We start from the raw sequence: 13815 nt of genomic DNA on the forward strand, positions 1-13815 counted from the left end.
TTCAGCTTTCGTCTGGCACAATAGACACAATCTTTGGAGCCTTTACAATCACCTTGCGAGGAGCTTTACCGCCTAAGCGATCAGCAACAGCTTTCAACGCAAGCTTTTCAAGCTCGCTAGCATCAATATTCGGGTCAACTTCGAGCTTTGCGCGAACTTTGCCCTTGATTTGCACAACAGCTGTAACAGTATCTGCACCAACATAGCGAGAATCTGCAACAGGCCAATTTGCGTGAGCAATCGACTTAGTATGCCCAAGCTTGCTCCACATTTCTTCGCAAATATGCGGCGCAATTGGAGAAAGCATAAGAACAAGCGGCTCAACTGCTGCGCGAGGCACGTGAGGCAGAGACGTTAAGTGGTTATTCAACACAATCAGCTTAGCGATTGCAGTGTTTGGACGCATTGCTTCCATCTCTACAGTCACTTCGGCAATCGTGTTGTTAAGAAGCTTAAGCGTCTTTTCATCTAATGCGTCGTCTGTTACTATGCAAGCGCCAGTTTCTTCGTTAACAACGTTACGCCACAAGCGTTGCAAGAATCTCATACCGCCAACAACATTGCGCGTATTCCACGGGCGAGATTCAGAAAGTGGACCCATGCTCATTTCGTACAAGCGGAACGTATCTGCACCGTAGTTTTCGTACATGTAGTCTGGAGTCACAATATTCTTTAGGCTCTTGCCCATCTTTCCAAACTCGCGATTCACAGCCTCGCCGTGCCATGTAAAGGTTGGCTCGCCGGAGCTGTTTGGAGCACCTTCCTCAACCTCATCAGCTGGAACGTACTGTCCACGTTCATCCGTGTAAGCGTAAGCTTGAATCATGCCCTGGTTAAACAAGCGATGGAATGGCTCAGCAGAATCCACATAACCCAAATCGTAAAGCGCTTTATGCCAGAATCGCGAGTAAAGCAAGTGCAAAACTGCGTGCTCTACACCGCCAACATAAAGGTCAACGCCGCCAGAAACATGTTCTTTACCAGGACGGTTCGTGCCCATCCAATAGTCGTATTCGTCGCTGTCAACCATGTGCTCTGCGTCATTCGGATCCAAGTAGCGCATGTAGTACCAGCATGAACCAGCCCAGTTTGGCATAGTGTTGGTGTCTCGATAGTAGGTTTTTACGCCGTCACCAAGATCGAGTTGAACTTTAACCCAATCGTCGTTTCTGCTTAATGGCGCTTCTGGCTCCGAGTTTGCGTCGTTTGGAGCGTAAGTCTTTGGTTGATAGTCTGGAACATCTGGCAAAGCAATCGGAAGCTCGCTATCTGGAACTAAGTAAGCAACACCATCCTCGTCATAAACAATTGGGAAAGGCTCTCCCCAGTAGCGCTGCCTAGAGAACAGCCAATCGCGAAGTCTGTAAGAAACTCTGCCAACGCCTACGCCTGCTGCTTCAAGCCAAGTCGTAACTTTTTTAATAGCTTCGTCTACGCGCAAACCGTTAATAGACAAGGCGTCGCCAAGCTTATGAGTATGCTCAACAGAAGAGTTAATAACAATTCCGTCATGAGAAACAAACGGAGCTTTGCCATCATAATCTTCTAACTTTTCGCCAGAATCAGGCAAAGGCTTAACAGTGTAAATCACAGGCAAGCCGAAAGCTTTAGCAAAATCATAATCGCGCTGATCGCCGCCTGGAACAGCCATAATTGCGCCCGTTCCGTAGCCCATGAGCACATAATCTGCAACAAACAATGGAAGTTTTGCACCAGTTACAGGATTAATTGCATAAAGACCAGTAAACAAGCCTGTTTTTGCGCCAGCATCTTCCGTGCGATCTTTAGCAGTCTTCGCGCGAGCTTGAGCTTGGTACTCTGCCAATCCTTCCTTAAGATTTGCGTAGCCACCCTTCCAACTTTCTGGAACATCCGCACTCCAGGCTTCTGGAATATGCTCAAGAATCGGGTGATCTACAGAAACAACAGCAAAAGTTGTACCAAAAAGCGTATCTGGACGAGTTGTATACACTTCCAAATCGCGCGTTTCACCATCTGCACAAGGCACATCAAAGTGAACGGAAGCACCGTGAGATTCGCCAATCCAGTTTCGCTGCATAAGCTTAACTTTTTCTGGCCAATCAATCGTATTCAAATCTTCAACCAAGCGATGAGCGTAAGCTGTAATTCGCATTGACCACTGACGAAGATTGCGCTGGAATACTGGGAAGTTTCCGCGCTCAGATTTTCCTTCTGCAGTAACTTCCTCGTTTGCAAGCACAGTTCCCAATCCTGGGCACCAATTTACAGGAGACTTAGAAATATAAGCAATACGGAAATCGTTTAATACGTCTGCTTGCTCTACTTTACTAAGTTCTTCCCACTTTTTGCCTGCAAAACCAGGAATTTCGCGCTTTGCGCTCTTAAACTCATCAACAAGCTCACAAATTGGACGAGCAGAACCCTTTCCGCCATCTTTGCGCACAAAATCAGGGTTATACCAAGCATCGTAAAGCTTCGAGAAAATCCATTGTGTCCAACGAACGTAGTTTGTATCAATAGTTGCAAAAGACCTACGATCATCAAAGCTTAATCCCATGCGATGCAACTGCCTGCGCATATTTGCAATATTTGCCTCAGTAGTGATGCGTGGATGCTGGCCAGTTTGTACAGCATACTGTTCTGCAGGAAGGCCAAAAGCGTCGTAGCCCATAGCATGCAAAACGTTCTCGCCCTTCATGCGGTGATATCGGCTTACAACATCTGTTGCCAAATATCCAAGAGGATGCCCAACATGCAAGCCTTTACCAGAAGGATACGGGAACATGTCCATTGCAAAGAAAGAAGGGCGGCCGTCGGCATTCCTGCCTTCGCCATCCTTCAAATTGCCCTTAACATTAGCAGCCCAGAATGTGCCTTGCTCATCCCAGGTTTTTTGCCAGCGCTGCTCAATATCTTGTGCGAGTTGCGCATTATAACGAAAAGCTGGCTCAGCGATTGTAGCTTTATTGTCAGCTGTTGCATATTGTTGATCGTTGTCTTCCATAAACAAGCACTATAGCGACTCATATCGTCAATTTGCAACACTTTTTACAACTTTTAAGCATATTTTATTGTGTTTTTTGAAAGTTTTAATGCACAATTCACAAAATACTATTATTTAGCGTTTTTTATAAAAATCATTACTACAATTGTTTTAAGAGTTTAACATAAGAATTTACTAAGAATAATAAGAATAATATGATTTAACGAGGTTAGTTATGAAGGTATCAAAGAACACACTTTTATTAATCGCATGCCTTGTATGGGGATTTGCAGGATTCAACATTCTTAAAATTGGCATTAGTGCATACTCAAACTTTTTATCTCCTATTAACTTCACTTTATCTTTAGCTGTTTTTGCAATATTCCAAGTGTTTATTTTTGGAAAACTCGTTAAAAAGCACACAACTAGAATCAATGCTTACAAAGAAAACAAGCAATTTTTCCTTAAATTCTTTGACGTTAAATCTTTTATAATAATGGCTTTTATGATGACTTTTGGAATTGTTCTTCGTGCAACAAATATCGCCCCAGAGCGCTTTATTGCAGTGTTTTATACGGGATTAGGCTCCGCATTAGCCTTAGCAGGATTGCTTTTTGGATATCATTTTGTTAAAACTGTATGTCCGCATTACAAAAACACTCATACTATGCAATAGTGCTTACAAACACTTGTAACAACATCAACATTACTAAGGAATATTTGACTATCACTCTACGTAAGGAAGTTACTATGAACCATGTTATGAAACGTTATATTAATACATCTTTGTTGTATGCTGTCCTCGCCATGATTGGCGGCGTCTTTTATCGCGAATTTACAAAATTTAATGCTTTCCATGCAAAAAGTATGCTTGCTGTAGTTCACACACACTACTTTATACTTGGCATGGTTGTTTTTCTGTTACTCATACTATTTGAGAAAAACTTCAGTTTTAGTAACGAAAAAACTACGAGAATCTTAATAACTTATCATATTGGACTCAACCTAACAGCACTAATGATGGTTACTCGTGGAATTGCACAAGTACTACGTCTACATCTCAGCACATCTATAGATTTTGCCATAACTGGTTTAGCAGGAATCGGACACATCCTACTTGGTGTAAGTATTGTACTCATATTATTGCAAATTAAACGCAGCATCACTCATTGTGCTAATACTTCATTAGAATAGTAATGATAGGAATAATTTAGTTTATTCATAAAATATTTGTTAAGTGTGTAACTATAAGCCGCATATGCTACTACATTAAGAAGGTTGCTATGAGTAATAACGTGTATAAAAAGAGTAGATCATACGCACCAGAACGATTCTTTGAATGCGAAGGTCGTGGCCTTAACTGGCTTCGAGAAGCTTACGACTATGGCGGGCCTAAAGTAGCTAAAGTTTTTGATTGGGGAAAAGACTACTTAAACATTGAACGCATTGAAACTACAAGCCCTACTCCTTTAGCATCGTTTGAATTTGGAGCGTCTTTGGCACACATGCACGATTTTGGTGCAAAATATTTTGGCGAAGCTCCTGCAGACTATAATGGCACATGCTATTTTGGACCATTAAGCGACCCTGTAAAAATGGATTGCGGCACTTGGAGTAACGTTATTGACTATTTGGCAGAAGGCAGACTTTTGCCAATGGTAAATCTTGGTATTTCTAGAGGAAGTCTTACAAAAAGCGATTTAGATCTTACAAATAAAGTTATTGGCGCTTTGCCAGATTTGCTTGGAAAAGCCGCTGAAGATAAGCCAGCGCGCGTTCATGGAGACTTGTGGAGCGGTAATGTTCTTTGGACTAAAAGCGAAGACGGAGAACACACAGAAGCTGTTTTAATTGACCCTGCAGCTCACGGCGGCCACCGCGAAGAAGATTTATCAATGCTTCACTTATTTGGAATCAGCTATTTTAAGCAGATTCTAGACGGCTACCAGTCTGTTCATCCACTAAAATCTGGTTTTGAAAATCGAATGACAATTTGGCAACTCTACCCTATTGCTGGTCATTGTGTTTTCTTCGGTGGAGGCTACGTTAGCGAATATCGAGATATGTGCTTGGATTTGCTTAATAGGTAAATTTGCATTAGATAATTTAATAGAAACTAATAGACAAGTAAGTACAAAACTAAAATTTACGAAAGGTTTTAACTATGATTCGCACGCATAAGCATATTTTGCGCAAAACTATTGCTGTTATAGCAGCTAGCACAATGCTTCTTGCGATTTGCGCATGCGGATCTAGTGCACAAAACGCGTCTCCTAGCGCAAAAGCTCAAGTGGACCACGGCAACGTTATAGTTTTTACACCCTCTGATGGCCTAAATTTAAGTAGAAAAACTCCATTAAGCACATGGGATAATCTTGTTCCAGAAATAGTAAAATCGTTAAAAAAGCAAGGATTTTCTAGCAACGCAATCACAACTAAGTCTTCTAACAGCTTGTATAATCAAAGTCAAGATATTCAAGATTATGTTGTAAACACTATTACGTCACTAAATCCTAAAAACAGCGCTAAAAATACTAAAAGTAAAAGCGCAAAAACAAATGTTAAGAATCTTCAAGATAGCGCAAAAAAGCAGCTTTCAAAAACGACTATTGTTGTTGCTCCTTGGACTAATAAAAACGGTCACAACAATTATGGAGATTATGTAACTCAACCAGATTCAAATAGTGATCAATTAAATGACGATGATTTAAAGAATCAAGAAGAAGCAGAAAATAGACTTTCTAACGCTTTAGAGCTTGCTAAAAAAGCTGGAATGCACGTTGTTATGCTTTCTAGACTGAGTAAGGGATTTAATCCAGATATTCTATTTAATCTTTCTTCCGCACAAAGAATTGGAGAGATTCAAGCCTACACTCTTGTACAAAAATTGGCTCTAAATCAAGCATCTAAAGATAATCCAAAAAGCGTGGAAGTGCTTTTGCCTTGCCATAATCAAAAGCAAAATGTTCATTTTCATGTTGGAATAAACAAACGCACAATAAACTCCGAGGATTCTTTGTATAAAACTCCAGATTTTGATGACGAATTTTCCAAACTTGCGTTTGAAGGAATCTGGAAAGTTCTAAAGCCATATTTTGAATCTGGACTAATGTTTTCTCCTTCTGGAAAGCTTAACAAAAATTCCACTGAAAACGATTGGGAAAACGTTGCTATAGATGCGGATAATTCTGATTCTGTTAAAGCAGAACTTGAATTTAGACTTATTGAAAAAAATAATTCTAAAGCAACTCCAACAAAACACGTAGATGGAATTATTGCGTTAGAAGATCAAGTTGCTATGCAAACAGAAAGCGCTTTAGAAGAGCTTGGATATAAGGGCAGCTCTGCAGACATTAATCCTTCGTTTACTCTTCCAGACATTATTGGAAACTTTATTGGAAAACGTAATTTAAGCAAAAAGCGCGTACCTTTGCCATCTAATGTAAAAAATAATAAGCTCAAAAAACAAAAAGTAAACGAAAAAAGTAACAAAAATAAAAACTCACAAGATAGCAATCAAAGTAGCATCCAAGATAGTCAAAGTGAATATGCAAACACTATTGCAAACGATTCAAAATGGCCTATTATTACAGGCTACGGAGCATACAAAGACGCTTTGCCTAATCTTGTAAACGGAAAGCAATGGATGACTTCTATAGAAAACATCCAAAAGATTTCTAGCGATGTTGCAAAACAGTGTAATTCATTGAATACTACTGGAAAGATTACGCAACTAGAAGATGTAACCATTTTTGTAAACAATAGTGATTCGCAAAAAGGTGTACCAGTTGCAAATGAAGACATTCTTGCAATCAGTGCAACTAATCTTAAAGCGCTTTTAATAGACCCAGGCTATGTGACTCTTGCAGACGCAGGTCTTTAATTGATTTGCGCTAATACATTGCTCTAACGATTGCGCTAACGCATTACGCTAATCAACTTAAGCTTACGCCCGAGCTTGTGCTCTATTAACAGAGATTAATTCGATTATCTCTTAACTCTTGGAGCATAAATCTTATTTTCAATAAGATCTTTATAACGCTCTAAAACAACGCTTCTTTTTGCTTTAAGGCTTGGAGTAACCAATCCATTTTCTTGCGTAAACGCGTCTGGAACAATCTCAAACTTTCTAATCGATTGTGCTCTAGAAACCTTAGAATTTGCTTTTACAACACTTTGCTCAATTTCGGACCTTACAATCGAATTTTTTCGAGCTTCATCCAGCGAGCGCACAGGTCCTGCCCCTCTAGATATAAGCCACGAGTTTACTTCTGCCAAATCAAGCGCAATAATTGCCGATATAAACGGCCTTCTGTCTCCTACAACAACGCATTGAGAAACGATTGGGCAAGTCATAACAGAAGCTTCTAGAATGCTTGGAGAAACGTTTTTACCGCCAGCAGTTATTATTAAATCTTTCTTTCTGCCTGTAATCCTAACAAATCCATCTGGTTCTAGCGTGCCAAAATCTCCCGTATGCAGCCAACCATTTACTATTTGCTTTTCTGTTATTTCTGGATGATTATGGTATCCAACGCATACTGCAGGGCTTTTAATGCAAAGCTCACCTTCATTATCTATTGCAACAGACACGCCTTTAACTGGAATACCTACTGTTCCAATTCTGTATCCCTTTGTAGTGTTTACCATTGATGGAGCGCATGTTTCTGTCATTCCGTAGCCTTCAAGGATTGGAAGCCCAATTCCATTAAAGAAGTGAGATATAGACGTGTCTAAAGGAGCACCGCCAGAAACACCGTATTCAACACATCCTCCAAAAACTTGCAAAATCGACTTATATACAGTGTTTTTAAAGAATTCGTGACTTATTGCAATCAATGGCGAAACCATTGCACCATTTTGCTGCGCCTTTGACCATTGTTTAGCAACTTTTACGCTTAACGCAAATATAACGCCTTTTAATCCTCTGCCTGCTTTTTGAGAAGCCGCATTGTAGATTTTTTCAAATATTCTAGGAACACCAAGCACGAATGTTGGCCTAAAGCTTTTGAAGTCACTAAGTATTGTTTTTAGATTACTAGATAATCCAAGTGTAACGTTTCCAGTAAAGCAAAAGAATTGCATATATCGTGCAAAAACGTGTGCTAGAGGAAGGAACAGCAAAAGTCGTGGACTACCATTCTTACTTTTTAACGCTATATCTGGCATAGAAACTATTCCAGACTTTGCTATAAAAACAAAATTGCCATGTGAAAGCTCAATACCTTTTGGCTCTCCAGTAGATCCAGAAGTATAAACAATTGTTGCTAAATCTTTACCTCTAACAGCTTTTTCTCTCTCGTAAAATTCTGCATCCGTAACGGTTTTTCCGTATTCAATAAACGCATCTATTGCATCTGAACTCAATACGAATATTTCTTCAAGACATTTGCACGACTTTTTTGCAATCAATACATTATCTCTAATTGCTTCGTCTTCAACAAAAATCATGCTCACATTGGAATCGTTAACAATGTTTTCTATTTGACTCACAGAGCTTGTTTCGTAGATTGGAACAGTTAAAGCTCCAATAGACATTATTGCCATATCTAGCAAAGTCCACTGCCAAGAAGTATGAGCAATTATAGATATTGAATCCCCTGGCATAACGCCATGCGCTATAAACCCTTTTGCAACCGCTATAACTAAATCTCTAAACTCTTTAGCGCTAAAAGAATTCCACTCTCCGCTTTTTGCAATGTATTCAATCAAAGGGTCGTTTGGCTTGCGATTAACGCGATCTTCAAGAAGCGAAAAAACATTTGCGTCATAATCAATCTTCTCATCAAGATTGCGAGAATACTTTTGCATAACCGCTCCTTAAATTGCGCATATTGTTTAAGCAATGATTCTCAACATTTTACTCAAGAATCTATACACACTATACGATACGTATTTTACTATTTTTCTTTTAAGTCTTCTTTTGGCTTTAACACTATTTTTTGTTTTTGAACCATCTTTTTTGGGTTTGCGTACGTTCTGTTTTTTCGTTTTAATCCCCATTGAACGCAAAGATTATCGCAATGATCCGATCCAACTGTTACATATGCAAAATTTTGACCTTTTTTAACAATTGATCCAACAGGCAAATCGGTATATGCAGGCTCAAATGTAGATGTTAAAACACCATGACTTATTGTTACAACAGACTTTCCAGCGACTAGACCTGCAAAGGCGATTATTCCGTCTTGTGGAGCGCGCAACTCATCGCCTTCTTTAGCTTGTAAATCAACACCTCTGTGGCCTGCAAGCCAAGGCTTGCTTGGAGCATCAAAATCCTTAATAATATTTGCTTCTTTTACTGGATATATCATCCTAGACTTGCAATATTCCTCCTTAGAATCCTCACTCATACTTGTAGCTAAAACATGCTTTTTAGAATTATTTTTACAAGTATTCGCATATTGCGTATACGCATCTTGCTGATTCGCTTGAATGTACTCATATTCAACGCTTTTGCTAATACTCGTATTTTCTAGAACACGAATTAGTGTAATAAATGCAATCAAAGCAAAAAACGCTATTATGTATACAAAAATTATCTTATGTTTCAAAACATATTTTTTTATTCTATTAATTTTTTTGGTGATTCTTTGCATCATTTTTTTATCAATGACTTCCATCTTAAATATTTTCCACATATTTTCTCTCCTTTGAATTTCACACTAAAAATGGCGTATTTTAAGGGTTTTTGCTAATTTATTTTGCGTTCTTAAAAGTTTTTCATACGATTCTTTTTTAGTAAAGATTTTTTAAGCAATGTGGTTAAAGGCTATAAAACCTTGATATTTCAACGTTTAACAATTTTCGACACGCCCAAACGAGCATATATTTGCATATTGCCAAATTCCGTGTAATATAAATGTCTTGTGCACGGCACAAAGCCAAGCATGGAAGATATTCCTGCGTAGCTCAGTTGGCAGAGCGTTCGACTGTTAATCGAATGGTCGCTGGTTCAAGCCCAGCCGCAGGAGCAAAATAAACCACCAGTTCGTCTGGTGGTTTTTTGTTTTATAAAAATTTTAGCTACATCAAAGCTAAGTCAAACTCTCAAAAACCTATAAGTTGCAAGGCATTACGTACTTGCTTTGGCGTAAACTGTAAAGGTCGTTTGCATAAAGCAAATCTTGGCAAATATTGATAAACAGAGGATAAATATGTTAGAAAACATCTCCAAAGTCATGAATAATGGCAATAAAAAGAAGATGATAGTTCTTATAACTGGCTTTGTAGTACTTGCGCTAGTTCTTTGCATAGGCGCATTATGCTGGAGCGTTCAGCATAATGCTCGCGTAAAAGAGGCTCGTAAAGCTTGCGAAGTTCAAGTTGCGCAAGTAACTAAAGCAAACAAATCTTGGAACAAACTTATTAAAAATTCTCTACTTGTGTCTTTTGCTAAAGAAGATTCCGAAAACGGCAAACTACTAAATAAGCTTATGAAGTTGCGCATTCCAGAAACAGTTGTGTGCAACGCAAATTCACCAGAAGCTTTAGGCGCGCAAAATGCTCAAGCTGTTGCAGCAGCGCAATGGTATTCCGATAACGCTCAACGAATTCGCAGCATCACTTCTATTATGATTGATAAAGCTGCAGGCGACGAGTCTACTCAAGAAGACAAAAAGAAGGAAGAAGAAGACAAAAAGCAGCTGCAAAAAATTACTGCTCCTGTTATTCGTAGGGCTCCTAGAATAAACCGTAGGCCAAAGCTTAATATTCCTAACATTCCTCCTGATCCTGTAGAAAAAGCTGAGCAGGAGAGCGCGCAAGCGAAACCAGAACCAAAGAAACCAGAACCAAAGAAACCAGAACCAAAGAAACCAGAACCAAAGAAACCAGAACCAAAGAAACCAGAACCAAAGAAACCAGAACCTCCTCAAGCTCCACCACTTCCGCCAGCTCCTCCAGCCGGCCAGAACCAACAAAACGGTGGAGAAGAGAATCCTCCAGCTCCAAATCCTCCAGCCCAGCCACAAAACCATGATGGTAACACGGGCGGCAGTGGCAGTGGCAGTGGCAGTGGCAGTGGCAGTGGCAGTGGCAACACTACACCGCCAACCCCAGACCCGCCAGACTCCAGCACCACCAACTAATAACGGCGGTAACGGCGGCACTACTACACCTCCAAACCCGCCAGCAAATGGCGGCGGAGCAAACGCTCACTAACCTCTGATAATTCAATATAAAAAATGCGCTCAGCAAATCACTGAGCGCATTTTTTATATTCTAATCACTTTGTTAAATCAACTTGATCTAACGGAATAACCTTGGTGTGGTACTTAATCTTGTATCCCACATAAAGCACAATGAACAGCGGAACAGACATATAAGTTATGCCAATCGCTTGCCAATTAAGCGTGTGGAACGATTCAAGATCTTGACCAACAATAACCAAAATGCACAATACAAGAGCCACAATAGGACCAAACGGATACCACTTTGCTTTATAAACAAGGTCGTCCAAAGACTTTCCTTGCGCAATATACGCCTTGCGGAACCTGTAGTGCGCAGCTGCGATTCCTGCCCACGCAATAAATCCAGTCAAACCACTTGCAGCAACTAAGAACATGTAAATTTGCGTTCCAAAAATACTCATCAAGAATGTTAAAAGAGCTACAACAAACGTTGCAACCAAAGATTGCATAGGAACGCCTCTTCTATCTACGTTTCCAAACACCTTTGGAGCGTGATTATCTTTTGCAAGAGCGTAAAGCATTCTAGTAGAAGCGTACATTCCAGAATTTGCTGCAGAGATAACAGATGTAAGCACAACAGCATTCATGATTGTTGCTGCAATCGCCAATCCAGCGCGCTGGAACACAAGCGTGAACGGGCTTATAGAAATATCGCTAGCTTCCGATCCAAGCAAACTTGGGCTTGTGTATGGAATAATGCATGCGATTACAAAGATTGCAAGAATGTAGAACAAAACAATACGCCAGAACACTTGCTTTACAGCCTTTGGAATACTCTTATCTGGTGTTGCAGATTCGCCTGCTGTAATACCAATAAGCTCTGTTCCCTGGAACGAGAAGCCTGCAATAGCAAACGCGCCTAAAACAGCTGGGATTCCGCCAGCAAATGGAGCATTCTTATGCGTAAAGTTGCTTAGCAATGGCGCTTTTCCGCCTAAAATTCCAACAATCGTAAGCAAACCAATAGCAAGGAATATAATAACGGTTACAACTTTAATAATCGAAAGCCAATACTCGGTTTCTCCAAAGCACTTAACAGTAAGAATATTAATCAAAAGAATAACAACAAGAACTGTTAGAGAAAATACCCAAATTGGCACCTTTGGAAGCCAATATTGCAAAACGATTGCTGCAGTGCTTATATCTACAGCAACCGTGATTGCCCAGTTAAACCAATAATTCCAACCCATTGCAAATCCTAAAGCTGGATCAATAAACTTTCCAGAATAAGATGCAAAAGATCCACTAATTGGCATATAAGTTGCCATCTCGCCAAGAGATGTCATAAGAAAATAAACCATAATGCCGATTGCAGCATACGCTAAAAGCGCTCCCCCTGGGCCTGCCATGTGGATTGTTGCACCGCTAGCTACAAATAAGCCCGTTCCAATGCTTCCACCCAAAGCAATCATGGAAATGTGGCGTGTTTTTAGACCGCGATGAACGGTTTGAGATTCTGTAGTTGATGAACTGTTGTTACTCATTGTTTCCTCCTTTTGACAATATTCAAACAGAGGCAAACAGGCAACAGTATGCATGTCGATAGCACTCCGCAGCAAATTGCCAAAATTGCTGCGACAGTCCTTGGCCTATTGAACCAAGTCCCAGCTTGTAAGCTAGAAAGAATAACCTACAAACTTCGGCGCTCTCCCCTTTTGCAAACCACTTAACGCCTCTTTCTGGCTAATGATTGCTACTCTTGTTGAGCGCGACCTCTGGTCGATGTGTTTTATTATTAAGATAGGCAAAGACAAACTCTAGACACTAACCGATATTTATTCAGATTAGACTAGATTTTCTAGTTATTTTGATTATTTTTTTCTGTATTTTTTATGGCTTTATCGGAAATTTTACGACTATATGCATTATGTCTGCGATATTTATTTATTTTTATTGGCGATTTGCGATTCATTGCACCAAAAAGCGTTAAATCAAACTTTACAGACATTAATCGCATAGCGACTACTAGCACAACAATAAGAGTATCTAAAATCATCTCTGTAATAACGTCAAAACATCCTGCACGTTGTGCTTTTACAACAAATACCGTTAAAACACACCCAACTGCAGCAGGAAGCGCATACCAATGCTTATCTCGAACAATTACAGGAACTTGATTCAAAACCATATCTCGAATTAATCCACCACCAAGCGCCGTGGCCATGCCCAAAAACACAGACGCCATTCCAGACATGTGAAAATCAAGACCCTTAGCAGTGCCATTTACAGCAAAAAGGCCCAATGCTAAAGCATCTAAAGTTAACATAAGCCACTTCCACTCATCAATTTCTAGATGAGCAAAAGCAACAATAACACCAGAAGCCAGTCCAGTAAAAACAAATCCCCTATCCGAAATTCCTACAGGAGGCAAAGCGCCAAGTAAAACGTCTCTAACAATTCCACCACCCAATGCTGTAAGCCAAGACGTTGTGATTATTGCAAAAATATCGTAGTTCTTGCGAATAGCCCACATTCCGCCAACCATTCCACAACAACCCGCAGCTATGTATTCAACAACAAGGAAGAAAACGTTGTCCCCTAATGCCCCTTCCACAATACTTCCTTTCCATGCGCTAAACACTCAAAACAAAATCTAACTAACAATTAACCTATATCTAACCAAGCATACAATTAGCGCGCCACTTGTTATAAACATAA

At 39.9% G+C, this 13815-nt stretch carries 10 protein-coding genes, 1 tRNA gene and 1 riboswitch; of the genes, 6 read left to right on the forward strand and 5 right to left on the reverse strand.

The features are described 5' to 3' along the window. Position 1: 1 nt before the first annotated feature. Positions 2–2986, reverse strand: a complete 2985-nt coding sequence (gene leuS / locus MAF46_RS02600; RefSeq protein WP_004133028.1) for a leucine--tRNA ligase — start codon at positions 2984–2986, stop codon at positions 2–4. Between the two features lie 214 nt (positions 2987–3200). Here leuS and MAF46_RS02605 point away from each other — a divergent pair, with 214 nt between their 5' ends. From MAF46_RS02605 to MAF46_RS02620, 4 genes are all read left to right on the forward strand, one after another. Next, the gene (locus tag MAF46_RS02605; protein WP_020757571.1) at positions 3201–3641 is read left to right on the forward strand and encodes a hypothetical protein; all 441 of its coding nucleotides are present in this window, start codon (positions 3201–3203) and stop codon (positions 3639–3641) included. Positions 3642–3715: 74 nt separating this feature from the next. After that, on the forward strand, positions 3716–4159 hold the full coding sequence (locus MAF46_RS02610; protein WP_004131046.1) for a DUF2871 domain-containing protein: 444 nt from the start codon (positions 3716–3718) through the stop codon (positions 4157–4159). A gap of 89 nt (positions 4160–4248) precedes the next feature. Continuing rightward, complete coding sequence (locus tag MAF46_RS02615) at positions 4249–5055, forward strand: fructosamine kinase family protein (protein WP_004133024.1); 807 nt, start codon at positions 4249–4251, stop codon at positions 5053–5055. A gap of 74 nt (positions 5056–5129) precedes the next feature. Further along, positions 5130–6848, forward strand: a complete 1719-nt coding sequence (locus MAF46_RS02620; RefSeq protein WP_060785944.1) for a type 1 periplasmic-binding domain-containing protein — start codon at positions 5130–5132, stop codon at positions 6846–6848. A gap of 104 nt (positions 6849–6952) precedes the next feature. Here MAF46_RS02620 and MAF46_RS02625 read toward each other — a convergent pair whose 3' ends face one another. After that, entirely contained in the window at positions 6953–8776 is a 1824-nt protein-coding gene (locus MAF46_RS02625; RefSeq protein ID WP_060785943.1) for an AMP-dependent synthetase/ligase, read from the reverse strand. 89 nt (positions 8777–8865) lie between these two features. After that, entirely contained in the window at positions 8866–9606 is a 741-nt protein-coding gene (locus MAF46_RS02630) for a M23 family metallopeptidase (protein WP_060785942.1), read from the reverse strand. A gap of 260 nt (positions 9607–9866) precedes the next feature. On the opposite strand from MAF46_RS02630, the gene MAF46_RS02635 reads away from it, so the two are divergent. Further along, positions 9867–9939 (forward strand) — tRNA-Asn (locus MAF46_RS02635). Positions 9940–10122: 183 nt separating this feature from the next. After that, positions 10123–11055, forward strand: a complete 933-nt coding sequence (locus MAF46_RS02640) for a hypothetical protein (protein ID WP_275883737.1) — start codon at positions 10123–10125, stop codon at positions 11053–11055. A gap of 137 nt (positions 11056–11192) precedes the next feature. On the opposite strand, the gene MAF46_RS02645 is transcribed toward MAF46_RS02640, so the two are convergent. Together MAF46_RS02645 and MAF46_RS02650 are read right to left on the reverse strand one after the other, a co-directional pair. Beyond that, entirely contained in the window at positions 11193–12641 is a 1449-nt protein-coding gene (locus tag MAF46_RS02645) for an amino acid permease (protein ID WP_004132799.1), read from the reverse strand. Between the two features lie 51 nt (positions 12642–12692). Then, a riboswitch (Lysine riboswitch) is annotated at positions 12693–12884 on the reverse strand. Between the two features lie 71 nt (positions 12885–12955). Beyond that, positions 12956–13711 (reverse strand): trimeric intracellular cation channel family protein, encoded by a 756-nt coding sequence (locus MAF46_RS02650; protein ID WP_004130489.1) that lies wholly within the window; start codon positions 13709–13711, stop codon positions 12956–12958. Positions 13712–13815 lie beyond the last annotated feature (104 nt).

It is taken from the genome of Gardnerella pickettii (assembly GCF_029226345.1).
In the GTDB taxonomy this organism is placed as follows: Bacteria; Actinomycetota; Actinomycetes; order Actinomycetales; family Bifidobacteriaceae; genus Bifidobacterium; species Bifidobacterium piotii.